This window comes from Corynebacterium sp. HMSC065H09, from assembly GCF_001812845.1.
GTDB classification, from domain to species: domain Bacteria; phylum Actinomycetota; class Actinomycetes; order Mycobacteriales; family Mycobacteriaceae; genus Corynebacterium; species Corynebacterium jeikeium_D.
This window is the reverse complement of record NZ_KV810606.1, coordinates 169,193-194,744: the sequence shown is the minus strand read 5'-3', so window position 1 is coordinate 194,744 and position 25,552 is coordinate 169,193. Positions and strand designations below refer to the sequence as shown.

The following is a 25,552-nucleotide window of genomic DNA, read 5'->3' as shown; positions in this document are numbered from 1 at the left end:
TTGTAAGCAAAAGTTCTTTGGCCGGTGCACAGAGGTTGGCGGGACTGGTTGAAACAGCCTCCACCACGCTTCTCTCCACCACAGAACACAATCTTCAATTCTCCGGCGGACACGTAGTAATCAGGGGGATAACCAATGTCATCGCCGCCCACAGAACTTCCAGCACCAGGTCAAAAGCCCTCATGGGCCAACCAGCAATCCGACGACCCGATTAGCCTCGCGGCCCGTGCCATCAACGCCGCAGACCTTCAACTCATCGATATCTGCGCTCCCGGTGACGAGGTCGATGTCAATCACCATCTTGCCCGCATAAGCATTCGAACCGGCCTTAGCCGCGGCAAGTGTTCTACGCTGTGCGAAATTGCGCTGATGTTCGAACGCCTACCAAAAGTCCGGGCTCTCATCGAATCCACCTTCTGTTTCTCGTTAGCCCATCTCCGCGCCATCGCCAATGGCGTTGCCGGGCTGTCACCAGATCAGTTCGACACGGTAGAGCCCCATCTTTTGGAAATGCTCACTCCGACGCGACCTCGACAAGCAATGGTTGGTGTCTACACGCTGTCTCGTCTAATCGGCGACTTGGTTTCTGAGTACAACGACTGCGCCCGCAACGACGGCACCCAACGGGTTCCAGAAGGCGAAGCGGTCGCACTCGCCGACACGGGCGATGGCAAGCACAAAAAGGTCACAGCAATCCTTGAAAACGACCGCGCGACCGAGCTCATGGCAAGAATCCAGGGGATTCGCAACACCGCAATCAATCGCGGTGAACAGTGCACGCAGGCGGAAGCGCTACTACAGCTGGCACAGAATTCGACCAATGCCGAGATTGTCATCAATGTCTACCGCGAGGTCGGCGGTGGGCCAGCATGGATTGATGGCGTCGGCTGGTTGAGCGAGGTAGCCACCGAAGAATGGATTGCTCGCGCAACTCACATCCGTATCTCCGCCGATAGCAAGGTGGATGGTTACCGCCCCACCGAGAGCCAGGTGGCTCGCGTCCGTGGGCGTGACGGTACCTGCCGCTTCCCCGGCTGCGACGTCCCGGCAGCCAAGTGCGACCTGGACCATATTCAGCCGTATAACTACGACAATCCCAAGCAGGGCGGGCCGACTGACACGGAGAATCTGCACTGTCTCTGCCGCCGACACCACAATCTAAAAACGCACGAGGGCTGGGATATCGACAGATACCCCGACGGAACAGAAGTGTGGACTTCCCGTAATGGGGACACCGCGACTAGCGTTCCGGTTGGGCCGCTAAAGAACGTCGGCAAGCAAACTTTTCATCAGCGTGTGACACGGAAGATGAAGACGATTCAGAAACGCAACCTCGATTGGATGTTGTCATTTTGCGACGTACCTGACGAGGTCTGGGACCTATCCGAGGAAGAAGCAAAACGCATCGAGTCCCTCACGGATGAAGAACTCGATGCGGAGATTGAGCAGTACCGACGAAAGCAGGACGAACTACTCGACGGTGACTGACTTAGCCAGGTTGCGCGGCTTATCGATGTCCTCGTTACCGCACTGGCGAGCGATCTCAGCTGCCAGGAACTGCATTGGAATCGTAGACAACAGCGGCTGGAGCAGCGTGGACGTCTCCGGGATTTCAATCAGGTAGTTCGCAAAAGGAACCACCGACTGATCCCCTTCTTCGGCAATCACGATGGTCTTGGCACCTCGGGCTCGAATCTCCTGGATGTTGGAGACAATCTTGGAGTGCAGCACGGCGCGCCCCTTCGGCGATGGCACTACGACGACGACCGGAAGATCATCCTCGATGAGTGCAATTGGGCCATGCTTGAGCTCGCCTGCCGGGAACCCCTCTGCGTGAATGTAGGCAAGCTCCTTGAGCTTCAGCGCACCCTCAAGTGCGACTGGGAAACCAACGTGACGGCCGAGGAAGAGCATCGTCGGAATAGCACCGATTTCCTTGGCCATGTCGATGAACTCATCGCCCTTAGCGACGACCTTGTCAATCAGTGCCGGGATGGTCTCCAGCTCTTCAAACTCGCGAGTGACCTCATCCGGGTACTTAGTGCCGCGTGCCTGGGCAAGAGCCAATCCGACCAGGTAGTTTGCGGCTACCTGCGCCAGGAACGACTTGGTTGCAGCAACACCAATCTCCGGGCCGGCGTGCGTATAGAGCACGGCGTCAGACTCACGTGGAATCTGTGCACCGTTGGTGTTACAGACAGCCAGCACGCGGGCGCCCTGGCTCTTTGCGTGTCGCACGGCCTCAAGGGTGTCAGCAGTCTCGCCCGACTGCGAAATAGCGACCACCAGCGTCTGGCGGTCCAGCACCGGATCGCGGTAGCGGAACTCGGACGCGACCTCAATCTCGACCGGGATACGAACCCAGTGCTCAATGGCGTACTTGGCCAACAAACCGGAGTGGTATGCGGTACCACAGGCGACGACGAAGACCTTCTCGATGTCACGCAGATCTTGGTCACTCAGGCGGGACTCGTCGAGAACGATGCGGCCGTCAACGAGGTGACCGGCCAACGTATCGCGGACGGCGGCAGCCTGCTCGTGGATTTCCTTCATCATGAAGGAGTCATAGCCACCCTTTTCGGCTGCGGCGAGATCCCAGTCGATGGTGAATGGTCGACCCTGCTGCTCGTTGCCGGCGAAATCCAGGATGCGGTAATCATCTGCGGTGATGATGACGACGTTGTCCTGGCCCAGCTCCACGGCCTCGCGGGTGTGCGCGATGAAAGCCGCAACATCGGAGCCGAGGAACATTTCGTTTTCGCCCACACCGACAATCAGCGGAGTGGAGCGACGAGCAGCGATGATGCGATCCGGGTGGTCTGCATGAGTAAACAGCAGCGTAAAAGCACCCTCGAGGCGGTTGAGCACGGACAGCGCAGAGGCCTCGAAATCACCAGCGGTAGATCCGCCGTCGGAACCGTCCAGGGCACGGGCGAGCATGTGCGCGGCGACCTCGGAGTCGGTTTCGGACTTCAGCTCAATGCCGGCATCCTCCAGCTCCTGACGTAGCGGAGCAAAGTTCTCGATAATGCCGTTGTGGACGATAGCCACCTTGCCGTCATAGGACTGGTGTGGGTGGGCATTCTCATCAATTGGGCGACCGTGGGTAGCCCAGCGGGTGTGCCCAATTCCGGTGGTTCCAGTGATTTTGTCGCGCCCATCCGCATCAAGGGCAGCCTCGAGGTTGGCGAGTTTACCGGCCTTCTTCTCTACAGTGATATGCCCCTGATCGTCGACAATGGCAACACCCGCGGAGTCATAGCCACGGTATTCCATGCGTCGTAGCGCATCGACAGCAATATCCAGGGCGGGCTGATGGCCCACATATCCAACGATTCCACACATGCCCTACAGAATAACCCGCGAAGCGGAAAATCGTCATAACGAAATAGACATTCTCGCTCATCCTGGCACTTTTTCAGCAAAGGTATGCACCTTATAGTTAAGCTATTCACTGTGGCTGACAACTTGAAGACTCTGACATCTAATCTTTCCAAGCGTGGACCGCACCGCGTCATGGTCGGTGATCTCGCTTTTACTGGCCTGCCGGGAAAGGTCTACACGCCTGCCGAGGGCAATGGCATCCCCGGTATCGCCTTCGCACACGATTGGCGCACACCGATTGAGGAGTACCACGCCACGCTGCGTCACCTAGCTTCGTGGGGCATCGCGGTCGCTGCTCCGGACACCGAAAATGGCATCGTGGCAGACCACCGTGGTCTCGCCAACGATTTGGAGACAGCGCTCCAGATTCTCGCTGGTGTCCGCCTCGGAGAGGGCAAGGTCGTCGTCCACCCGAAGAAACTCGGCGTTGCCGGCCACGGCATGGGCGCAGGTGTAGCCGTCCTCGCCGCTGCTGGTCACGACCTCATCTCCGGCGTTGGCTGCGTCTTCCCCGCAACTACCGCGCCTTCCTCCAGCGCCGCTGCAACTAATGTCTCGGCCCCGGGCCTCGTCCTGGCTCCTGGCGAGGATCAGTGGCTCGATCGCGGTAACCCAGCTCGCCTGGCTGTTCAGTGGAAGGGCGATGTCGTTTACCGCGAAGTAGACAAGGCCGACCAGGGCAGCTTCTCGGAAACAACTCTTCTCCGTCGTCTAGCGGGCTTCTCTTCCTCCAAGGTGAAGTACCAGGAGGTTGCACGCGCCGCGCTCACAGGCTTCCTGCTGGCCACGGTCGGTGACGACAAGAAGTACTCGGATTTCGCAGACCCGACCGCCATTATCAAGGGCACAACTAACCGCGACATGGAGTGGCTCATCAAGGAGCTGCCGGAAAACCCGGAGCACTCGCTGATTCCCGGCAAGTAGTCACTAGGCCACGCTTCAGGACACGCCCCGAATCGACTTCACCGTCGGCGTCCCTTTCCCCGCCCGCCCGAACAACCGCGTAACGGTTCCCTTCGGTCGGGCGGTTTTTTGTTGCTTTTCGACGCCCGCCGCCACCTCCCTCTCCTTAATTTCGCGTGCTTTACGACGCTCCTCCAAACCCTGCAATTCTTTCTGTGCCCTCTGTACCGCCGTATCGAACTCCTGCCTAGTCATTGCAGCAGCGTCGTAATAGGCCTGCCCAATCCGGTCATATTTCGCGGCATGCTTACTCCCCATTACCACTCACCTGCCGTTGGCGAATTGACCGCGCCCACAAGCTCCTGGGCGTTGGGCTGCTCAGGGGGCTCGGGCACAGCTGAAGCAGATTCCTGCACTGATGCTGCCGAATCCTGGGCTGGTGCTGGCTGCGGCTCTGCTTGTGGTTCTGGCTGCGGTTCCGCTCGCTGTTCTGCTTGCGTCTCCTGTGGCAGCTCGATTCCCAAGTGCTTTAGTTTCTCAGCTGGAGGAGGCGGTTCAGGAACATTTTCAGGTTCGGGCTCGGGTTCAGGTTCGGGCTTGGGTTCAGGTTCGGGCTTGGGTTCTGGTTCGGGTTCCGGCACACAGTCCTCCGGCGCAGGAGCTGGTGCTGGTGCTGGTGCTGGCGCAGGTGCCTGTTCGCACACTGGCTCTTCCGTCTCCGTGCACATGTCTAAGTTGATTAGTGAGGACGCGACACTGCCTGCAACCCCGACAGCTCCCGCAATTCCAGCGATACTGGCCGCCCCGGCAGCGCCAATGGCACCTCCAACGGATATTCCAGCAGCAACGCCTGCCTCTATCCCAATATCAACGTTGGCAACGACCCCAATTCCACCAGCGGTAGCACCGTTGCCACCGGTTACAGTAGCTCCTTCGCCACTCCCAGACTCAGCCACCTCTGCACAGGCCGCCGAGGTAGCACCCGAACTGGCTGGAACAGTAGGAGGCTGCGGCGGGGTGGCGACCACCGCGGCCTCAGTGTCACACGCTGCCTGCTCAAGACACTGCTCGATGCAACTATTACGCGCATCGTAGAGCTGACCAGTGGAGTCGACGAGACTGTTACACACCTGCTGGGCCACTTGTGCGGCTTCGGCGCCGACCTCCGGATCGTCGACAAGCGCTTCGCACTGAGAGAGGATGCCGTCGGTTTGCTCAGCCATATCTTCGGCCTGCTTCTCGCAATCCTCAAGGACCTCGTCGACTTTCTTGCCGCACTCGCCGACGCTCTGCGCGCCATTGGCGGACTGCTCATCCTGATTCGCACAGTCCTGCGCAGCTTTATCGCAGCGCTCCTTGGCGGCGTCGGCGGCATCGCCTTTCAAACCGCCCCAATCGAAAGCCATAGCAATAGTTATCGCGGAGGCTATCAACCCCACGGAGTTAGAGAACTTGGACAGGGCGCTGCCCTTCCAGCCGTCAGCGCGTCGCACCTTATCCAAGACTTTGGGCAGATTCTTGCCGATGCCGCCAACCCCGCGCTTGGCTCCAATACGGCTTCCACGGCCAATAACACGCACCAATATCGGAAGAATTCGAGCAACCCATGGCATCAGTCCACTACCTCAATTCCACCGAGGTCGGCGCTCCCGGCGCTGTCACAGCCTGCAAAGACACGCCACTGTTCCCGCACTGCCGGAGCATGATTGCCAAGTCCCGCGTACATCGATTGCCCGTGCTCACGCAGCCTCGCTGCCGCCTGCTGCAGACGGCGCCCCTGGGCGGCAAAACCCTGGCCACAATCTGCTGCGGAAATATCAGGAGCGCTTCCCCACCGCTCATGGCCTTCACGGCCGCGCTGCTCGATCTCTCGGGCAGCCGCTGTCACTGCATCTTCCGAAAAGTGCAGCAAGCCTCCGCCACTGCCTCCAGTAAAACGTGCGGACACGAAAAATCCCCTTCCCCGCGAAAAACAGTTCTTATTACTGTTAGGCGCGAAAAAAGAGGATTCGGTTCCGTCTAAGTACTAGCGCGGGTGCCCCCGGGGGCTAACGAGCGCGGTAGATGCGCTTACACCCCTCAACACCGGTGAAGCTGAATGGGCCGGTGCCAATCAGGGCGTCGTCTCCCAGGTTGGAGTACTCACCCGGATCTTCATGCGTCACCTGAGCGTGGCGGTAGTAGGTCGGATCATCGAGCTTCACGCGTTCAGCCAGTTCACGCGCATTATCTGCGGCGCGTAACTGGGACTCGTAGCCCTCGACCACATTGCCGGTGAGGAACTCAGCAACCGAGCCGGAACCGTAGGAGACAACAGCGACCTTCTTACCAGCCAGGTCCTTCTCGGTGTCCAGCAGCGAGAGCAGGCCGAAGTAGGCCGATGCTGTGTAGGAGTTACCGATGATGCGGTTGTACTCAGTGGTTGGGCCGAGCTGGCGGGCCTCGTCCTCCGCGGTGAGCTCCACACCGTTATTGGCCGAAAGCTGCCGGTGCGCCTTGTAGGCCATCTTGGTAAACGGCTGGTGGTAGCTGAAGTAGTCAATCTCGCTGAAGTCCACGCCGCCGCGGGCACGGTAGTCCTCGTAAGCACCCTGAACAGCGTCGATGTAAGCACTAATAGAGAGCTTGCCCTCCACCAACGCCTGGCTGCGGTGGTTCGGACGCCAGAAGTCCATAACTTCGCGGGTGAAGACGCCCGAAGCGGCATCGATAGCCAGGATGCGCGGATTAGCGGTCACCAGCATGGCTACAGCACCTGCGCCCTGGGTCGGCTCCGCAGCGGAGTCCAGGTCATAGCGGGCAATGTCGGAGGCGACAACGATGACCTTCTCCTCCGGATTGCGGGCCACCAAAGCGCACGCGAACTGCAGCGCCGCGGTACCGGAGTAGCAAGCCTGCTTCAGCTCGACAGATCGCGCGTGCGGGTCAAGACCGACCAGCTCGTGGACATAGACAGCAGCGGCCTTCGACTGGTCGATACCGGTCTCAGTGGCGAACATGATGGTGCGCACGCCGTCGATACCGTGGCGGTCAACGATCTTCTTCACCGCGGCCGCGGCCATCGTCACCGGATCTTCATCAGAGGCAACCACGCTGGAGCGTTCCTGCCCCAGGCCCTTGTGGTACTTTGCCGGTTCCGCTCCGAGTCGGGGCGCAATATCGGCGAGGTCAATGCAGTACGAACCCGTCGCAAAGGCGATGTCATCAATACCGATCGGGGTCACATTGCTTGTTGTCATCAAAACCGTGCCTTCACTACCTCTACAGATTTTTAAGAAATAACGGGCAACGAAACATCCCCCATGTCATCAGAGCGACCATCAGAGCAGTCATCAGACCACGGGAGATTTTGCCCACAAAATGTTAATTGCCTACTACAGAAATCTAGCGCGTTTACCTGAGATTTGTCTTAGGTTTTGCGAATTGTTGCAAAGCACTACTTCGCACGCTCGATAGAAACGTGCGCCTCCATCAGCTCCCCCGGGTTCGTCTGTGCCGCGAGCAGGGAAAGCTCACCACACCAGACGATTGCCGCGCAGCACGCTGCTAGACGACGGGCATTCTCGCCCGGCTCACGGTCCTCCTTGCAGCCCAGCGCTGTGAGATTCTTCTCCACGAAGTCCAAGCCCTTGCCGTTGCCCACGGAACCGACGATCAAATGTGGCAGGGTGCAGCTAAAGCGCACGGAGCCGTCGTCAAGCGCCTCTACCTGCGTCAGCCCCTGCGAGCCTTCGACGATATTCGCAGCGTCCTGACCGGTAGCGAGGTAAAAGCCCAGCAGCATATTGGCGTAGTGCGCATTACCGCTGCGCAGTGAGCCCGCCATGATGGAGCCGACGAGGTTCTTGCGTTCGTTGAGCTCAGCCAGGCGCTTGGCGGTAGTGCGCAGACGCTCGCGGACAACCGGCTCCGGAATGACGGCCTCGGCGATCACGTACTTACCGCGGCCCAGAATGCCATTGACGGCGGAGGTCTTCTTATCGGTGCAGTAGTTGCCCGAGATGGAGCCATAGCCCAACTCTGGCATCTGCTCCATCAGGTAGGACATCAAACGCTCAGACGCCAGCGTGGCCATGTTGTGGCCCGAGGCATCACCGGAGAAGAAGTCAAAGCGGACAAAGAGAAGACGCGATGCGATCTGGAAGTGAATATCTACCAGCTTGGCAAAACGCGAGGAGGACTCCACGACCTTCTTCAGCTCGTCATAACGAGACAGGATGTTGTCGCGCGCAATGACGGCATCCGCTGCCGAGTCGAGAGTGAAAATCACCGATCGGGTCATCTTCTCACCGACGAAAGTGCAGGTAATGCCACCTTCGATCATGCGGGAGACCTTCGCACCGCGACCACACGACGGCCACAGCGGGGTCTCGTAAGTCGCCAGCGGAATCTTCACCTCGTCATTCATGACGTTGCCACTAATGCGCACCGGACCAATCCAGCTCAGCGGTACGTGTGCATATTCCAGGTCGTGCGAGCTCTTTTCAGCCATTGTCCTAAGCGACCCTTTCTAGCTGCATGCAGCTTCGGTTCCCAGCTTCTGTAAATTTCAGCTGTCTTAAATTCTACGGTCAAAAAACTGTGGTCAAAGTTGAGCGACCAGCTTCAGCGGCAACGGCCGGATGCCAGCGGCTTGCCAGCGCGCGGTGATGTCCGCGGCAGTCTCCTCGGCATCGGCATCTTTTGAGACTCCCACCAGCGCGATTCCACAGTCACCACCACCGGAGCCACTGCTCTTGCCCGCAGACCCCGCGCCATCGGCGATGTCGGCTAGCGCTTTCAGTTTCTCCGTCTCGATGCACACAGCACGCTCACGCTCATAGTCCTGCAGCAGCGTCCGATTCTCGCGCAGGCAGGCAAACGCCGCTGTGTGGTCGCCGTCGGCAAGCGCCTGCCAGAGTTTTTCGCTTATCGACGAGACCTCGCGCACAAAATCACGGTCTGCGCCACCGGCCTTCTTCAACTGCGAGTCCGTCTTCACCGGACTGCCCGTCCAGCCGACCAACAGTTGTAGCCCACCGAGGTCGGCGCGGGCGTCGATGCGAAGATTCGGCCACGGTGCCGCCACGGCAGCGACAGGATCAGCCGCCACGAGCTCTGCGAGCGCCGTCGGATTCGGCCGGCGATAGAGCACCACCCCGCCGTGCGCGGAGCACGCGATATCGCCGCCGGAACCAGCTGCACCAGCCAGAAGCGTGGCCACCATCGCAATCTTGTACACGTCCAGTGAATCCAGCTCCAGACCCAGGTGCGTCCCCAGCGCACGAGTTACAGCCACAGCGACAGCCCCGGAGGATCCCAGGCCATACTTCGCACCGCTGGCGGAGTCATCGAGGTCCGATTCGATAACGATATTGATGGGGCTCTCTGGGGTGTTTTCCAGCTCGCCCGCGGCAATGCGATAGACCAGCGAAATCGTATGGGTAGCGATGTCATCTGGCGCATCCACGTCAATGACGCGCCCCTGCGGGCCGTAATAGCTGGAGTACACGCGAGAGACCGGCTGCGATGGGTCGGCACCGTGGCACCGAACCGTCACATAGCGGTTGACTCCTGCGATGACGGCCAGACCCTCGACATCCATCACCGCATACTCACCAGTGAGGTACAGCTTGCCGCAGCCACGGCCGATGGACTCGCCTTCGATAGGTCCGCCTTTAGCGTTGCTCAACTACTCCCCCAGCTACACCAGGTATGCGCCAGGGCCTGAGCCGGAAACCAGCACGTCAATATCCTCGAACTCTGCGCGGAAACGATCCGCGATGGTCTCGGCATCGCCGCTGCGGCACAGCACCTTCACGTTCGGCCCGGCATCCATGGTGGCGTAGCACTCGGTGCCCTCGTCACGCAGCGTAGCGACGAGATTGAGAGCCGCCACTGAATCCGGATTCCAGTAACGCACCGGAGGAAGAGCCCCCAGCATAGTGGCGTGCATGCGCATGGCATTGGCCTCGGCAAGCTCGCCGACCGCAGTGAAGTCCGCAGCGGCGATGGCGGCCTTCATGTCCTCGATATCGCGGGGCACCTGCTCCACCCAGGCCGGGAAGAACGGTGATGTCTCGACCGTGCGACGCATGGCGGCACGGCTGTCAATCTTCTTGCGCCCCGGGGCCAAAACCGCCACGACCAGGGAGAGGTCCAGGCCGGAATCCGGCAGAGCCACTGCGTGGCTGGAAGCATCGTCATCGCCGGGCAGCCACTCAACGAGGCCGCCGAAAATAGAGCGACAGGCCGAGCCCGAACCGCGACGGGCCAGAGCCGAGAGCTGTTCCGGGGTGTAGTCCAGGCCGTAGGCCTTCGCCGCGGCCAGCGCGAGCGCGCCAAAACCCGACGCGGACGAAGCCAGACCCGCACCCGTCGGAATCTCGTTGGTGCTGGTCACCTCTGCGAAGCTAGTGCTGCCCGCACGCTCGCGGACCAAATCCAAAAACTTCTGGACACGGGAGAGGTCCTTACCCACCATCTCCTGGCCGTTCAGAGTGCCCGAGTCGGCGGTGACGCTGGGATCGTCGATAAGCGACACCGTGGTCGTCGTCGGAGCGATGCCCAGAGTAAGGGACAGCGAACCTGTGGCCGGTAGCTGCACGGCCTCATCGCGCTTGCCCCAGTATTTAATCAGGGCGATGTTGGGATGAGCGACGGCGGTAGCGGTCGTGGTCACGAGGGATTTACCTCCACAGTCCAAGTAGCAACGGCATTGGCGCCCATCATGGCATGGCTAATCAGTTCCGCGTGATCGGCGGACTCTGCCAGCGCCATCACACAGCCACCGCAACCGGCACCAGTGAGCTTTGCCCCGTGGGCACCTGCCAGTCGGGCGGCAGTGACGAGATCGGTGATGGACTCATGCCCAACACCTAGTTCTTCTAGCGCTTCCTGCGCCGAGTCCATGCGATGTCCCAGACGGGCAAAATCGCCCTTGGCCAGGTTGTGCACCGCGCCATCGGCCAGCTGCCCCAAGTGGTCCAACAACTCTTGGCCGTGGACTCGGTGGGAATCGACGAAACCACGCACGCGGGCAACGGCCAGCGACGTCGAACCACGCACACCGGTATCCCCCAGCACCAGCCACATCTTCTTGGCCACCTTCAGCGGATGGAACTCACCCTGCTTGAAGTAAACCGGACGCGATGCGCGGGCAACCGTGGCATCCAGGCCAGAGGGGTTACCGTGCGCCAGACGCTCAGCTTCCTGCACCAGGTCAAAGCGCTGACGCTCGGTCAGAGTGCCATCGGCGAGGTCACGCACTGCGTCGATAAGCGCATGTGCCACTGCGGCAGAACCACCCAGCCCTGCAGCGGGTGGGATACCGGAGCGGAGACGAACCAGCAGGTCGCGTTCGGGAATACCGAAGGTGCGCAGGCCAGCGCGGAGTGCAGCGGCGATGGAGGCAAAGCGCTCCGGCAGCTCGTCGATGTCGATGACCTCGCCGTCCATGGAAAACAGGACGGGAGAATCCTCCACGCGGTCAATCCACGCCATCGTGCGCAGCGACGTCACCGGCAGCGCAATAGCCGGCTTGCCGTAGACGACAGAGTGCTCACCCAACAAAATCGACTTGGCATGGCCTTCACCGAATGCGGCACCCTGTTCATTGGCCAGGGCATAGAACTCCCCGGTCTCCAATTCCTCGGACTTGTCGAGGCCGAAGTCGTCGACGCTGGCGTTTTCTACGCTGGTCACGAAGCTACACATCCTTTTCCGAAACCGACTGCGCGGCAGCCTGCGCCTCCGCTGGGCCATGGATACCCGGCACACCCGCAATGTCGAAACCGTACTTGGAGAACTTCTCCGCCCCGACACCCCAGACGTGGTTAAACCACTCCGTCATCGGTTCGTTCGCACGACGTTCTGCGAGCTCCTGCGGGGTCACGTACACCACTTCATCGACCTCATCGGGGTTGATATCCACCGACTTCGGATCGACGATGCCGGCGTACACGTGGTTGTACTCGTGCTCCGCCAATCCCGAACGATCATCGATGACCTGGTAGATAACAATGCCGATTTCCTCCAACTGAGAGACATCCGCACCGAGCTCTTCCTTCGCACGACGCTCAACGGCATCGGCCACCGGCTCCCCCGGCAGTGGGTGCGAGCAGGTCGCATTCGTCAGTAGCAGTGGTGAGTGATACTTCGACTCCGCACGGCGCTGCAGCAGCATGCGTCCCTGCTCATCGAAGAGGAAAAGAGAAAAAGCACGGTGCAAAATTCCCGGTGGAACGTGTGCTTCAAGCTTGCCGACGGTACCGAGAACCCGACCGTCACGATCGACCACCTCTACCTGGATGTCGGCTTCACCCGGGGCAAAGCGGGCTTTAATGTCCTCTGGCGCGTCATTCATTTCCACACTCCTGACTCTAGACTGCGGCCACAACCGCAGCTAACTCCCCGGCAATCTTGCGGGCCGATTCCGCATCGGCGGCCTCCACCATGACGCGGAAGAGCTCCTCGGTGCCGGACGGGCGCAACAGCACGCGACCGGTGGAACCCAGCTTCTCCTCGGCTGCATCGATGGCGGCCTTGACCTCATCAGACTCCAGAATTGCGGCCTTGTTGGACACCGGCACGTTGATAAGAGTCTGCGGCAGCACCTTCATTACGGAGGCCAGCTCAGCCAGAGACTTACCGGTGCGTGCCATCCGCGCCATGAGGTACAGACCCGTGAGGGTGCCGTCACCAGTGGTCGCATGATCCGGAATGACCACGTGTCCCGACTGCTCACCGCCGAGCGAGTAACCGCCAGCGTTCAAATCAGCCAGCACATAGCGGTCGCCGACCTTGGTGGTACGCAGGGCGATATCGTTTTCCTCCATCGCCAGCTTGAGGCCGAGGTTACTCATCACAGTGGCCACCAGCGTGTTGTGGTGCAGTAGCCCCTCTTCCTTCATGGCGACGGCCAGGATGGCCATGATTTGGTCACCATCGACGATGTTGCCCTGCGAGTCCACAGCCAGGCAGCGGTCGGCATCGCCATCGTGAGCCAGCCCCAGATCCGCGCCGTGCTCCAGCACTGCCGCGCGCAAAACCTCAATGTGGGTGGAACCGCAGTTGTCGTTGATGTTGTAGGAGTTCGGCTTGTCATGAATAGCGACGACGTCGGCACCGGCGGCCGCGTACGCCATGGGGGCGGCCTGCGAAGCAGCACCATTTGCACAATCCACCACGACACGAATGCCGTCGAGCTTGGTGCTGACCGCACGGGAGAGGTGGAACAGGTAGCGGTCGAGCCCGTCTGGGGCCTCCTCGATGACACGCCCCACTCCGGTGCCCGTGGGTCCGGTCTCCGGCAAGTTGTGGAGAGCGTGTTCGATTTCCTTCTCCACCGCGTCGTCAAGCTTGGTGCCGCCCGCGGCGAAGAACTTGATGCCGTTGTCCGGCATGGGGTTGTGAGAAGCCGAAATCATCACACCCATGTCGGCACCGTAGTCGTCGGTGAGGAAAGCGACAGCCGGAGTGGGCAGCACGCCGACACGCAAAACGTCGACGCCCTGGGAAGCCATGCCGGCAGACAGCGCTGCGGCGAGCATCTCACCGGAGACACGCGGATCGCGGCCAACAATGGCCAGGGGACGACGCCCCGACGGATTCGTGCCGCTAGTCAGCACAGTGGCCGCAGCAGCGCCCAGCCGCATTGCCAGCGGTGCGGTCAGAGTCTTATTCGCCAAACCGCGGACGCCATCAGTTCCGAAAAGACGTGCCATTGTTGCTAGACCACTCCTTGGGGGTTTTATGAGTTTTGGTATCGCGGACTATTGCATTGTCAATGCTGTATTACTTTAGCCGGTCGCGCAGGCGAATCCAGACTAGCCACAGGACACAATTGGCTGCGGGTCATAAACCGTAGTCTGAGTTTCACGCGAGATTTCCGCGCCCGAGAGGTCCCGAATGACGCGTGTGTCGGAAGTGGTAAAGCCCTGCGCACCCGACGACGGCTGGCAAGAGCTGCCACTGACCTGCATACGCTGCGGTTGCGTGTATGCCCAACGGCCACCATTGATGGACTCGACGTTGACCTTCTTCACACCCTTGATGCGCACAGTGACGTCGGAGCCAGTAGTAACGGCTTCGATGAGAATCGGAGTGTCGGAACTGTTCTTAAACGCTAGGTCGATTGCGCCCTCGTACACCGTCGCCTCACGGCCGGCCGGGTAACGCGAAATGTAGTAGCTGTGCGGGGTGTGCGCGACATCCTCCATGCCCGCAAAGTACGAAGCATTGTACAAAGTGGTGGCGAACTGGCTAATGCCACCGCCGACAGCCTTATCCGCATGGCCGTTGAGGATGATGCCCGACTCGACAAAACCCTGCGCAGTACCGCGCGGCCCCGTGTAGCCGTTCAGGCTGAATGTATCGCCCGGCGCCACGAATGCGCCGTTGACCATCTGCGACACCAGGGCAATGTTTGTTCCCGATGCCGAGCTGAAGCCACCGGTGGTGAACTCACCAATGACATCATCGAAGGTGGCACTTTCCGCTTGTTCGGTGGTGTAGGTGGCGGGCTTGTCCTCGTAGACCGCATCGAACTCGCGCTTATCCGTCGAAGTCACACGCTCGGCGAAGTCCTTCATAGTTTCATCCCACTTCACGGCTACGCCATCAACCGAGGGGACCACTTCACGCGCACCACCGCTAAAGCGTATCGACGCATTGCGCTTATCAACCTCGGAAGCAGCCAGCCCCTCCTCGAGGATCTCGCGTGCGCGGTCGACATTGATATCGGCGGCCAATCCACCGTCGCGCGGCACAAAGCTGATGATTTCAGCCATGCGCTCCGGCGGAATTACACCATCTTTGCCATCGCGGCCCTTGGCAACAATGGGGCCCGACACCGCATCGGCGGCCTCTCCTTCAGCTGCCTCACGGACCTGATCCTCACCGATAGCCGGGTCGTGCGCGGTGGTCTCTACATCGATGCCCTCCGGCGACAACCACTTGGCGGCCAAATCCCCGCTGACCGCATTGCGGTCGACATCTTGGCCGATGACCGGTGGAGTTGTTTCCACGCGGCCGTCGACAAGCTTGACCTCGCCATCGACGGGAGCAATAGTCAGTTCGCCGACGAGACGGTCGACCTGCGGCTCGAACTTAGAGCTATCGATATCGCTGACCAAATCCAGCTCACGGGTAGTAAAGAAACTGCGCACCCAGGTAACTGGGTTCGCCGTCTGCTTACCCGCCTGCGCGACCGTCTTCTCCCAGTCGATGCTCAGCCCCGCCTCCTCGGGCAGAACCTCCGCCGTGCGTTCGCCGGCACGAAACGCCACTGGATGAGTGGAAAGATCACCGAGCTGCTCTTCGAGCTTCGCCTCAGCGTGATTCGCGCTCAGCGTGCTGATGTCAATACCCGCGACGGTAGACCCGCGCGGGACATGGTCCTTGTTCAGCACGTAATCGACAGCGTAAAACACACCGAAGAGTGCGAAGATACCGAGGACGATGCCGAGGAAAATCTTTAATCCACGGTGACTGGAGGAAGACTTTTGTTTGGCCACAGCCACTTACTTTACCGTGGAAACACTACTAACTAGATTTTTATTAGATTCCGCAGGTGTCCGGAATGCGTTTCTTGTTCTTCGCATACTGCTGGAAAGCATCGACCACGGCATTGGCATAGACCTCGGCGCCATCCGGGGTCGGGTGGATAAGGTCCGCGCGCAGCTTGGACAAATCATCACGCACACCATGACACCAGTCAGACACATAGACATTGTCGCGCTTCTTTGCCGCGTCGAGGACTTCCCTCTCCGACTGCGGCATCCACACACGATCACCGTACGGGTTGATGAGGACAATGATGCGGTCTTCACCCAGCGAATCGAGGATCTCATCCAACAGGTGTTCGTCCGATGCCGCAGCCGACTGATTGATACCAAGACCCAGCACGACGAATGGATCGAGCGTACCCGCCGCCTTCATACTGGCGATAATCTCTGGCGCAGCCGGATAACCACGAGAAACAGCCGCATCGATATAGATACCGGGCAGCTTCTCTTCCAACGCGGACGCCGAGGCGAGCATCACAGAGTCGCCGATAGCGGTGATCTGGTCACCACGCGGCATAACGCGCTTGGCCAACTCGGCTTCCTCCGCCTTTTGTGCCTGTGCACGGCGCTCAGCTGCCTCCTGTAGCTGTGCCTCCAAACGCGTCATCTTCGGCGCCGTGGCCATTCCCACAACTGCACCAACCACGACGACCAGCGCCAGCCCTGCTGCAACGCGCGGCTTCCAGGAACCGGCAAACTGCGTGCCCGAAAACTGCGACATCCAACGGCGGTAACCCATCCGGCGAATTGGCGATTCCACATTCTTGTACGACCAGTTCGCCAAAAGCAGCGATAGCGCGATGCCTGCGAAGGCAGCGAGGTTCTCATACTGCATGGCCTCATTGCGCTCCAGCAGTTCGCGGATGAGCACGATGACCGGCCAGTGCCACAGGTACAGCGAGAAGGAAATCTTTCCCAGCCAGCACAGTGGCTTGAACTCAAAAATCTGACGCACGGGTGAGACACCGCGAACGACAAGATAGAGAATCGCCACCGACAGCAACGAGGCGAACACCAACCCACCGCGGTAAGTCGCCGACGCAGTATCCGACATCATCAGCAGAACCAACGAAAGGAAGATCAGAGGCAGCGAGGCCACTACGAAAGCTTGGGCAGAACTGCCAAAGAAGTCCCGCAGCAGGGGTTCTGTGCGTGGCCAGGAGTCCGCCTCTGCGCGTGACGACGTCGATGTCAACCACAATGCGAGGGCCGCGCCAAACAGGAGTCCAAAGGCGTGAGTATCGGTACCGTAGTAGACCCTCGTGGGGTCGACCTTCGGATCGTAGAGCGAGACCATCCACACGAAAGAAGCAACCGCCCCAATGCCCGCCACTGCTGCCAGCTTGCGAGATGCCAGCTTCAGGGCGAGAAGAGCCACAAAGATCAATGGCCAGAGCAAGTAGAACTGCTCCTCCACCGACAGTGACCAGTAGTGCGCTAACAGCTGCACTCCGGAATCCGCGAAATAGGACTGAGAACCCGCAATCTGCGTCCAGTTATTGACGAAAAAGACCGTGCCGAGAAACTGCGTCGACAAGCCAACAGCGGGATCCCCGCCGACCAGACCTGCGACGGCGATGGAAATAAACAACACGAACATCGCAGCCGGAGCGATGCGGCGCAGTCGACGGAGCCAGAAGTCCTTTAGATCGATGCGCCCAGTGACCGCGCGTTCGCGCACCAGAAGCGAGGTGATAAGAAATCCGGAGAGCACGAAGAAGATATCCACACCGATGTAGCCACCGGGCAGCACATTATCGAAGTAGTGGTAGATCACCACTGTGGCAACGGCCAGACCGCGCAGCCCATCAATGCCTGGTACGCGTCGAATGCGGAAGGGATGCTTCGCCACCGACGACGAGCTAGAGGAGCTCTTCGCGTCGGAGGTCTTGGTGGCTGTGGTGCTCACCGCCATACGGTTTCCTTCTTCCCATCGCACTGCAATCGCACTTTCATCGCACTGCAATCGCACCGCGATAAACGATTCTCGCGGCAGTTTTTAACGGATAAAAGTCTAACGTACGGGGCTTGTCCCAAAAATGCAGCCATGCCTGGTCACTGCGGACTTTAACCAAAAAAGCACCTCGGCTTGCGTGTAATACGCAAACTGAGGTGCTTTTCGAAGCAGTAAAGCTTAACGCTTGGAGTACTGCGGTGCGCGACGGGCCTTGTGCAGACCAGCCTTCTTGCGCTCGACAGCACGAGCGTCGCGGGTGAGGAAGCCAGCCTTCTTGAGAACGCTGCGCTCCTCCGGGTTGAACTCGTTCAGGGCACGAGCAATAGCCAGGCGCAGAGCACCGGCCTGACCGGACGGGCCACCACCGTTGATGTTGGCCTTGATGTCGAACTGGCTCTCGCGCTCGACCAGGACCAGCGGATCCTTGATCTCCTGCTGGTGCAGCTTGTTCGGGAAGTAATCCTCGAGCTCGCGGCCGTTGCAGACAATCTTGCCGGAACCAGCGGTCAGAACGACGCGGGCGACAGCGCGCTTACGACGACCGACAGTCTGAATCGGACGATCCAGGGTCAGCGGTGCAGCCGGAGCAGCCTCAGCCTCGGTCTCGGTAGCAACTGCGTCGCCGATGGAAGAGGTGAACTCTTCAGTGGCAGCAGCAGCGGCAGCCTGAACATCATCGTAGGAAGCCTCGGTGGCCTCTACGTTCTGGTTCTCATTGACGTCCTGTGGGTTGGTCACTGTGCCACCGCCTTGATCTCGTAGTTTTCAGGCTTCTGACCGGCGAACGGGTGCTCGGAACCGGCGAAGACGTGCAGCTTCTTGATGGACGCACGCGAAAGCTTGTTGTGCGGCATCATGCCCTCAATAGCCTCAGCGATAACACGCTCCGGGTGAACCTCGAGGGAACGACCCAGGGTCATCGACTTCAGGCCACCCGGGAAGCCCGAGTGGCGGTAGCGCATCTCACGTTCCCGCTTGTTCGAGGAGACGTGCACCTTATCGGCGTTGATGATGATGACGTGGTCACCGCAGTCGACGTTAGGGGCGAAGTAAGCCTTGCCCTTACCGCGCAGCAAGTCTGCGGCGTGAGTAGCCAGACGGCCGAGAACAACGTCGGTAGCGTCGATGACGTACCACTTGCGCTCGATGTCACCGTCCTTCGGATGGAAAGTAGACAACATGACTCCTTTTAGGGTCCGTGTAGATTTGCCAGCCACCGTGCACACTGTTGTTATTCCCCGGCGGCCGGTGGAGACCCGAGGCAACATTCACGTGTGCGCACACAGTTTGACTACTCTACCTTGAGATGGCACTAGAACAAAAAATGCCAAAGCCAGTCTCAGCCGCAAACTGCTGAGACTGGCCTTTCCCCCCCCCTGGAGTGCTGCTAGCAAGAATACTTCAAAGGCAGATACCTAACTGAAGATCTCAATTGAGCAATGTCCTCCCCTCCCCCGGTTACATAGCTCAATCAAAAGTGCCTCAAGCAGGAACCAAGCTATCCCCAGCTAGCTGCCGCGCGGCGGTTAATATCCGCCATTCGCTGGCTACCTGCGCTGACCGTATCCGCGATAGTCGTGAGAATCATATTGAGCTCCTCCGCTGCTGTGTCCCATTCACGCTGAGCCTCCTGGTAAGAATCCGAAGAGTCACCCTCCCACGTAGAGACCATCGGCGCGATGCGCTTCTTCAAATCTCCGAGCAGCCCGTTGATGGTGCCAGAAGTGGACCGAATGTCATCGGCAGCACCGTCGATGCCGCCAAAACTGTACCTAATTGGTTGCATTAAGAACCCTTTCCCCAAAAGGTGATGTGTGTTGTGTGATTCAGTGTTGTGGTTGTGCGATTCGATAAAACGTTTAGAGGTTCAGCAACGACGCACCCGCTGCTGCCACCTGCTTGAACGACGACGCCCCCTCGTCCTCGCCCGCATCGAAGCTGCTGGAATTTGCGCGGATGTTATCCGCGATATCCGTCAGCGCATTGGATAGACGCATAGCTGCGTCATCCCAACGAAGCATCAGATCATCGAAGCTGTCTTTAGCCTGGCCCTTCCATTCCCCCGCCAGACCGTCCACGACGCCTCGAATGCGACCCAGCTCGCCCTGTACTTCCGAGTTGACGCCATCGACGTCCCCCGCGGTAGTGGTCATTTGATCTGATTCGGCTGCAAATAGGTTTGCCACTGTTTCCCCCTTATTCGTGTTGAGTGACTGATTAACGACGGCATTTTTACCTCCCCGCGCGAGCCAGCCAGCTTCCCGCGTTAAAAACCCGTCATATTGTTTGGCGCGAAAAACCCCGATTCGGTTCCATTTTGGTTTTCCAACCTTTACCCCTGCCTACCCCCGCCCATCCCCCAGTCACTTTCTCTACGCCCCTCGCGTATTACGGCACCGGCCGAGCGCTTACTACTGCCTGGTCGCATACGGGCCGTACCGGCGCAATAGTCCTTCCTCTGAACTGGCACCCCACACTGACTTGAGTTCCGTACATCACTTTGTGATGCCAGAGCACTATCGAATTACCTGACGGCAGCCGCTCCTCTACGACTACGACATCGGTGCCCAGTACTTGTCTGCGTTCCGGCGCGGACTTTGTCTCATCCCCGGCAACGGAGCTGCTCAAAGCGGCGGCTAGATGTTCAAGCGCCATGTCCTGCGAAAGCGGGCTAGCGAGCACCAAGACGCGCATATCTCCGCCATCCACCGCAATCAGACGGTCTAACGGACTTGCCGAGTCAAGCTCCCACCCGCCGGGAAACCGAGCTTCCACGCCCGCATTGGTCAGTTTGACTATTGGAGCAGAATCGGGAACTGGTTTCGATGTGGATGGAGGCGTCGTTACAGGAGGCGTAGTTACAGGAGGAGCCTGTGCGTGCGATGTCTCACGCTGCTTCTGTCTCCCTTCGTTCTCCCTAACTATGCCGCCACTAAAGAGCCATGCAGCAATCCCAACAATCAGAACCACCACCGTCAACAAACCAACGGCAGCTACTGACACAACTGTGCTTTGATTCGACGCTGAGCTGACTTCTGCCCTGGCTGCAGGACGCCGCCCCGCGAAATCCTCCGACGGCTCCACTTCACCGGCTTCAGCGTCGCCGATGTTTTTCAACCAGGCCGGATTTACGCACTCCCCGAGCCGCGATGCTGGGCAGTCGAAGACTAAAAATCCACGGTCGCGCAGACGATCGACTAGTAGAGCTCGCCGCGAGTTCGCTAGCCCGGGTGGAACTTCGCCGACGATGAACTCAATATCCTCCTGCCAGCGGGGCGGATACTCAGTGATACCGCGCCCACCACTAACTTCCACATCATCGGGTATCCCCTGGGGCGCATCCGGATACATGGTCAGCTGATAAGCCAGCGCAATGACTGTTTCCACCAATGGTGCGCTGTCGTTCGCTCCGACCAAATGTGTCATCCGACTGGCAATGTGGCCCCCGCTCAGACGAGTGACACAGACACGCGTTTCCTCTACTTCCACCAACACGCTATGAGACACAGTTGCCTCATCGAGTTCCACAACGGCGTCGGCAAGCGTCAGGATGTACGGATTGAGTTCAGCAGCCAATAGCGCGGAGGCCAACCGGCACTGTCGCACAGCACCCCAATAGCTGGGCACAATGACTGTTTGCATGCTCTCGAGAAGCGGTCTAGGGCCATGCACCGCCGGTTCTGCGGTGTCTGCAGGTGCCGCGAGTCCCCACAGGTGCCAGGTGCCGTGGCGCAGCGTCGGGGTCTGGGTGGTGGAGGAAGATTCGACCCGAATCATCAACTGTCCTCCTGGTCACCAGCGGTATCCAACCACCCCAACTGCACAACCTGCGGACTCTGGCCGTGCGCCACCCAATAGCCACGGCCCGGCGGCTGCTCGCAAGGCTTTACGCCGAGGATGGGGCCGTCGTCGCGTGTGCCGTCCATAACAAAGACGCTGGCACCCTGGTCCTTAACCGCACCCATGACCGGGTCGTGGAGGGATCGCAACGCCCCGCTGATTCGACGGGCAAAAAAGATATTGAGCCCAATGTCGGCGGCGTGAGCGATGACTTCTGCCAGCGGCTGCAAGGGGTTACCCCGCGAGCCGGCCACGAGGTCATAGTCGTCCACGATGACATTGATGGTTGGACCACTCCACCAATTTCGGGCCTTCAACTGCGCTGGGGTGATATCCGGTTGCGGGAGACGGGCCTTCAGTACCTCTGCCAGCTCTGCCAGCATGGGTGTCGCCACCGCAGCCGAGCCCGCATAGCCGGCCAGCCGCTCTTGGGGCACGGCCTCCATTAGCCCACGGCGGTAGTCAATTACGACGAATTTCGAGGACGACTGCGAGTACCGCAACTGGTGAACGATGCCCCTCAGCGCGGCGGTTCTGCCGCTGCCTGCCGAACCGAATATCAGTAGGTGACGATCCTTTTCTGGGTGGAATATCACCGCGCCCAGACCGGCTTCTTCGAGCCCCACTGCAATCGCACCTCTCGTCGCGGCCGCTGGTCGTGGCAAACGCGCAATATCAATCCGCCGCGGCAACAACTGGAGCTTTGGTGCCTGCTCACCGTGCGGCGCTGTCTCTGCAATCCGCTTAGCGTCTGCAACGCCGGTGAGAGCTACCAGCATCGCAAACCCGCCCGGCGCGACTCCGCGTCCTGGGCTCTCCGGCACCAGCTCTGCTGCCTTACGGTCAATCATTGAATCCATCGACTCCGCCTGCCGCAGCTCAATCCGCGTACCAATCAGGTCGCGAACGGCAGGTCTCATGTCCGTCCAGCGATAGGCCGTGAGCAGGACATGAATTCCCACCGCCAATCCATCTGCAACCAGCGCCTGCACATCGTCGCTCAGCGCCGGAAACTCCGTTTTGAACGCACCCCAGCCGTCAATGACCAACACCGAATCCGGCTGTCCTGCCGCCCGTGCTGCTTCCGGAGAGAGCCATCCATTAGTGCGAAAGAGCTGTTCCCGACGACTTACCTCACGACGCAAAAAACCAATCGTACGGCGAATAAGCTCCTCGTCTCCGCGGTGTGCAACCGACGCGACATGCGGCAACTCAGCCAGGTCGCTCAGGCCGCCCGCACCACAATCGACGATATAAAAATGCAGGTCACGAGCGCTGATACCGTCGGCTAGCGCGAGGATCGCTGTGCGTGCGGCAGTGGTCTTTCCTGACCGCGGCGCTCCGACGATTGCCACGTGCCCACCGGTCGTGCGCAGGTCAATACGCAGTGGGTCCTGACGCTGAAACAGCGGCTTGTCCACCAGCCCAATCACACCGGTCAATCGCTGTCGCGGCAGCTGCTCGTCGGGCTGAAGCTCGATGGCCTCCGGCAATGGTGGCAGCCACACCCGATGCGCACGTGTCGATACGTGCGACACCGCTGCCACCACGGCACCGAGCACCGTCTGCTCCGATGTCTGCGCAGGCGGATCGGCCATTCCACCATCGCTTGACGACGCACCGAAAGCCTCCCGCGTCCAATTTTCAGCGGTAAATTCAGCGACAGCTACGGCCTGGCCCTGCAGCCCCTGCTCTGCCCCAGCCGTCGCACCGTCAATAGGCTGCGGACGGACCACCGGGCCGGAAACATACGCCGACCGAAACCGCACCGGCTCGGCGGCAGCAGATTTGATATATCCAATGCCCGGGATGGCCGGCAGATGATAGGCGTCCGGAACGCCCAGCACGCTGCGGGACTCCGCGACGGAAAAGGTCTTCAACCCAATACGATAGGAAAGATGGCTTTCCAACCCGCGCAAGCGGCCTTCCTCCAGACGCTGACTGGCCAGCAGCAAATGCATGTGCAAACTGCGCCCCAACCGACCAATCGCAACGAAGAGCTCAGCAAACTCCGGGCGTGCGGAGAGCAGCTCTGAAAACTCATCCACCACAATCAGCAACGCGGGCATGGGTGGCGCATCTATCTGCCCAGCGCGCCGGGCTTGCTCATAATCGCTGACACCGGCGAAATTCCCTGCAGCGCGCAGCTGCTCTTGGCGCCGCGTCATCTCACCGCGCAGTGCGTCTTCCATGCGGTTGACCAGGATAAGCTCCTGCTCCAAGTTGGTAATCACCGCCGAGACATGAGGCAATTGATCCAGTCCCAGAAACGTCGCCCCGCCTTTGAAGTCCACCAGCACAAAGTTCAACTGATCCGGGCTGTGCGTAGCTGCGAGCCCTACCACGGTCGTTCGGAGGAATTCCGACTTACCCGACCCTGTGGCACCAACGCACAGACCGTGTGGCCCCATGCCGCCCTCAGCACTCTCCTTAAAATCCAGATAGACCGGAGCACCACCGTCATCAGCTCCAACAGGAATGCGCAGACGAGCACTGCCGTAGCGCGGTCGGTAGCGCAGAGTTGTCGGAGGCGGGTACAGCCCGAGCTCCTCCATGACCGGGTCTTCCGAGGTCTTAACAGAATCATCTGCGCTTGTTGGCACTTCAAAACGCGCCAAGCTCCGCCCAAGCACCTCCGCTTCTGCTGGACTCAGCTGATCAGGTACGCCAATCTCCTCCCGTCCGGACGCAGTTTCCGCATGCACAGCAGTAGCGGAAACAACCAGCGCGATGCCATGGTTAACCGCTGCCTCCCACAACGTTGACTGCGCTTCCACGACGGTCAGCAAAACTACCGAGGTCTCCGACCCCGCCGCGTCAAAAATCGGTGTCAGTTCAGTGACATCTAGCTGTCCGTTCGAATCCGTCAGCACAATCAGCACAGCAGCTGGCAGTGTGTCGATAGCCGTGAGCAGCTCAGTCAGCTGCACACACGTCGCCGCCCGCAACCGCGCTGGGCCACAGGCATCAGTAACTGCGGGGTGTCCGTGGTGTGGCGTCCATTTCAGCCATTCCCACTCATCTCCCACAACTGCAATCAGGCAATCCTCCGGATGATGCAGCGCAGCAGCTTGGGCGACCATCGCTCGAGCCAGCCCCTGCGCCGCGGTATCTCCAGTGAGCGCGATAATCTCAAAGGCCGACACATCTATGGCAAAGGGCACTCCCTCAACCTGACGAGCCGATCGAATAACTTCCCGCAGTGCTACGGCGGAAACCGGATCCAGTTTCTCGGGCGCCGGAATTGCCGGTGGTGTTACAGGCGTTGCGGGCTGCTGCGTTGCCACCCCGATGCGCAGCTGCAAGAAATCCGAGTCCCCCTTTCGACGCTCGCACGCCCGCCCCATCGCCCCCAGCTGCCACAGAGTTCCAGGCCGAGGGTGGATAAACTGCGCCGATTCACGCTGCATCCTCGCTGCTTTCGCCACCGCGCGGCGAATACTGGACAAATGCCTCTGATAGTCCTTCCGCGCCGGTGCCATGTCCTTATTTCCCGCCCCGCCCGACACCATCATGCCCACAGTGGAAAACACCATCATCAGCGGAAACATAAACGACATCGGGTTACGTCCCATCCCAGAGACAAACATCAACACCACCATGCCGACCACCGCCACGACCATGATTAACGGCATGAGTGCACGCATCAGCGGCACCGGCTGTGGCTCCGGCGCTTCTGGAGGCGCATCCGGCGCGATTGTGCCTGTCATAGGCTGCGGCCCCGCTTTTCGGGTAGCCGAAATCTCCGCCTGTGCACTAGTCACAAAAATCCCCCCGCTATGTGTCGCCCCTTGTGTTCACTCGACGGCCAATCCCCCGACCAATCGGTGTACGCATAGCTTAAATCACACTCCGGATTCTCGCAGCGCATGACCGAAACTGATAGCGGGGGCACGCGCAGTTACTACTCCGAGTAGCGCTC

The 25,552-nt window shown here is 59.9% G+C and carries 21 protein-coding genes; 2 read left to right on the top strand and 19 right to left on the bottom strand.

Annotated elements, in window-relative coordinates:
• The first annotated feature begins 135 nt into the window (after positions 1 to 135).
• Positions 136 to 1,488 (top strand): HNH endonuclease signature motif containing protein, encoded by a 1,353-nt coding sequence (locus HMPREF2878_RS10760; RefSeq protein WP_070653467.1) that lies wholly within the window; start codon positions 136 to 138, stop codon positions 1,486 to 1,488.
• Here the strand turns inward: HMPREF2878_RS10760 and glmS are convergent.
• Complete coding sequence (glmS, locus tag HMPREF2878_RS10755; RefSeq protein WP_049190374.1) at positions 1,471 to 3,345, bottom strand: glutamine--fructose-6-phosphate transaminase (isomerizing); 1,875 nt, start codon at positions 3,343 to 3,345, stop codon at positions 1,471 to 1,473. The genes HMPREF2878_RS10760 and glmS overlap by 18 nt on opposite strands.
• 84 nt (positions 3,346 to 3,429) lie before the next feature.
• Between glmS and HMPREF2878_RS10750 the strand changes: the two genes are divergently transcribed.
• Entirely contained in the window at positions 3,430 to 4,308 is an 879-nt protein-coding gene (locus tag HMPREF2878_RS10750) for a dienelactone hydrolase family protein (RefSeq protein ID WP_070549713.1), read from the top strand.
• Between the two features lie 15 nt (positions 4,309 to 4,323).
• On the opposite strand, the gene HMPREF2878_RS10745 is transcribed toward HMPREF2878_RS10750, so the two are convergent.
• The 18 genes from HMPREF2878_RS10745 to eccCa all read right to left on the bottom strand — a co-directional run bounded on the left by HMPREF2878_RS10745 (position 4,324) and on the right by eccCa (position 25,394).
• Positions 4,324 to 4,605, bottom strand: a complete 282-nt coding sequence (locus tag HMPREF2878_RS10745; protein ID WP_049190377.1) for a hypothetical protein — start codon at positions 4,603 to 4,605, stop codon at positions 4,324 to 4,326.
• Positions 4,605 to 5,867, bottom strand: coding sequence for a procyclic acidic repetitive family protein (locus HMPREF2878_RS10740; RefSeq protein ID WP_246821970.1), 1,263 nt, complete (start codon positions 5,865 to 5,867; stop codon positions 4,605 to 4,607). Before HMPREF2878_RS10740 ends, HMPREF2878_RS10745 begins: the two co-directional genes overlap by 1 nt.
• 32 nt (positions 5,868 to 5,899) lie before the next feature.
• Entirely contained in the window at positions 5,900 to 6,235 is a 336-nt protein-coding gene (locus HMPREF2878_RS10735) for a hypothetical protein (protein ID WP_049169972.1), read from the bottom strand.
• 100 nt (positions 6,236 to 6,335) lie between these two features.
• Entirely contained in the window at positions 6,336 to 7,526 is a 1,191-nt protein-coding gene (locus tag HMPREF2878_RS10730) for a hydroxymethylglutaryl-CoA synthase (RefSeq protein ID WP_070429831.1), read from the bottom strand.
• Between the two features lie 197 nt (positions 7,527 to 7,723).
• Positions 7,724 to 8,779 (bottom strand): hydroxymethylglutaryl-CoA reductase (NADPH), encoded by a 1,056-nt coding sequence (locus tag HMPREF2878_RS10725; protein WP_016422099.1) that lies wholly within the window; start codon positions 8,777 to 8,779, stop codon positions 7,724 to 7,726.
• Between the two features lie 93 nt (positions 8,780 to 8,872).
• Positions 8,873 to 9,958 carry a phosphomevalonate kinase gene (locus HMPREF2878_RS10720; RefSeq protein WP_070653465.1) on the bottom strand — a complete coding sequence of 362 codons (1,086 nt, stop codon included), beginning with the start codon at positions 9,956 to 9,958 and terminating at the stop codon, positions 8,873 to 8,875.
• A 12-nt stretch (positions 9,959 to 9,970) separates the two neighbouring features.
• On the bottom strand, positions 9,971 to 10,948 hold the full coding sequence (mvaD, locus tag HMPREF2878_RS10715) for a diphosphomevalonate decarboxylase (protein WP_070429834.1): 978 nt from the start codon (positions 10,946 to 10,948) through the stop codon (positions 9,971 to 9,973).
• A complete protein-coding gene (mvk, locus tag HMPREF2878_RS10710; protein WP_101687816.1) occupies positions 10,945 to 11,970 on the bottom strand; it encodes a mevalonate kinase in 1,026 nt (341 codons plus the stop codon). Before mvk ends, mvaD begins: the two co-directional genes overlap by 4 nt.
• Positions 11,971 to 11,974: 4 nt before the next feature.
• Positions 11,975 to 12,631 (bottom strand): isopentenyl-diphosphate Delta-isomerase, encoded by a 657-nt coding sequence (gene idi / locus HMPREF2878_RS10705; protein ID WP_016422095.1) that lies wholly within the window; start codon positions 12,629 to 12,631, stop codon positions 11,975 to 11,977.
• Positions 12,632 to 12,647: 16 nt separating this feature from the next.
• Positions 12,648 to 13,991: a phosphoglucosamine mutase gene (glmM, locus tag HMPREF2878_RS10700; RefSeq protein ID WP_016422094.1), complete on the bottom strand. Its 1,344-nt coding sequence runs from the start codon at positions 13,989 to 13,991 to the stop codon at positions 12,648 to 12,650.
• 102 nt (positions 13,992 to 14,093) lie between these two features.
• On the bottom strand, positions 14,094 to 15,782 hold the full coding sequence (locus HMPREF2878_RS10695; RefSeq protein ID WP_049193322.1) for a VanW family protein: 1,689 nt from the start codon (positions 15,780 to 15,782) through the stop codon (positions 14,094 to 14,096).
• 43 nt (positions 15,783 to 15,825) lie between these two features.
• On the bottom strand, positions 15,826 to 17,748 hold the full coding sequence (locus tag HMPREF2878_RS10690) for an acyltransferase family protein (protein ID WP_049169981.1): 1,923 nt from the start codon (positions 17,746 to 17,748) through the stop codon (positions 15,826 to 15,828).
• 219 nt (positions 17,749 to 17,967) lie between these two features.
• On the bottom strand, positions 17,968 to 18,528 hold the full coding sequence (rpsI, locus tag HMPREF2878_RS10685; RefSeq protein ID WP_016422091.1) for a 30S ribosomal protein S9: 561 nt from the start codon (positions 18,526 to 18,528) through the stop codon (positions 17,968 to 17,970).
• Positions 18,525 to 18,968, bottom strand: coding sequence for a 50S ribosomal protein L13 (gene rplM / locus HMPREF2878_RS10680; RefSeq protein WP_005509852.1), 444 nt, complete (start codon positions 18,966 to 18,968; stop codon positions 18,525 to 18,527). Before rplM ends, rpsI begins: the two co-directional genes overlap by 4 nt.
• Before the next feature lie 320 nt (positions 18,969 to 19,288).
• Positions 19,289 to 19,576 carry a WXG100 family type VII secretion target gene (locus HMPREF2878_RS10675; protein ID WP_016422090.1) on the bottom strand — a complete coding sequence of 96 codons (288 nt, stop codon included), beginning with the start codon at positions 19,574 to 19,576 and terminating at the stop codon, positions 19,289 to 19,291.
• Positions 19,577 to 19,649: 73 nt separating this feature from the next.
• The gene (locus HMPREF2878_RS10670; protein WP_005510029.1) at positions 19,650 to 19,976 is read right to left on the bottom strand and encodes a WXG100 family type VII secretion target; all 327 of its coding nucleotides are present in this window, start codon (positions 19,974 to 19,976) and stop codon (positions 19,650 to 19,652) included.
• A gap of 202 nt (positions 19,977 to 20,178) precedes the next feature.
• Complete coding sequence (locus tag HMPREF2878_RS10665) at positions 20,179 to 21,567, bottom strand: type VII secretion-associated protein (RefSeq protein ID WP_070653464.1); 1,389 nt, start codon at positions 21,565 to 21,567, stop codon at positions 20,179 to 20,181.
• Positions 21,567 to 25,394 carry a type VII secretion protein EccCa gene (gene eccCa, locus HMPREF2878_RS10660; protein ID WP_141753137.1) on the bottom strand — a complete coding sequence of 1,276 codons (3,828 nt, stop codon included), beginning with the start codon at positions 25,392 to 25,394 and terminating at the stop codon, positions 21,567 to 21,569. The genes HMPREF2878_RS10665 and eccCa overlap by 1 nt, the downstream gene beginning before the upstream one ends.
• Between the last annotated feature and the right edge of the window lie 158 nt (positions 25,395 to 25,552).

Coding starts and splice junctions, on each gene's coding strand:
- HMPREF2878_RS10760 (WP_070653467.1), top strand. CDS start 136: ATGTCATCGCCGCCCACAGAACTTCCAGCACCAGGTCAAAAGCCCTCA.
- glmS (WP_049190374.1), bottom strand. CDS start 3,345: ATGTGTGGAATCGTTGGATATGTGGGCCATCAGCCCGCCCTGGATATT.
- HMPREF2878_RS10750 (WP_070549713.1), top strand. CDS start 3,430: ATGCACCTTATAGTTAAGCTATTCACTGTGGCTGACAACTTGAAGACT.
- HMPREF2878_RS10745 (WP_049190377.1), bottom strand. CDS start 4,605: ATGGGGAGTAAGCATGCCGCGAAATATGACCGGATTGGGCAGGCCTAT.
- HMPREF2878_RS10730 (WP_070429831.1), bottom strand. CDS start 7,526: ATGACAACAAGCAATGTGACCCCGATCGGTATTGATGACATCGCCTTT.
- HMPREF2878_RS10725 (WP_016422099.1), bottom strand. CDS start 8,779: ATGGCTGAAAAGAGCTCGCACGACCTGGAATATGCACACGTACCGCTG.
- idi (WP_016422095.1), bottom strand. CDS start 12,631: ATGAATGACGCGCCAGAGGACATTAAAGCCCGCTTTGCCCCGGGTGAA.
- glmM (WP_016422094.1), bottom strand. CDS start 13,991: ATGGCACGTCTTTTCGGAACTGATGGCGTCCGCGGTTTGGCGAATAAG.
- HMPREF2878_RS10690 (WP_049169981.1), bottom strand. CDS start 17,748: ATGGCGGTGAGCACCACAGCCACCAAGACCTCCGACGCGAAGAGCTCC.
- HMPREF2878_RS10675 (WP_016422090.1), bottom strand. CDS start 19,576: ATGCAACCAATTAGGTACAGTTTTGGCGGCATCGACGGTGCTGCCGAT.
- HMPREF2878_RS10665 (WP_070653464.1), bottom strand. CDS start 21,567: ATGATTCGGGTCGAATCTTCCTCCACCACCCAGACCCCGACGCTGCGC.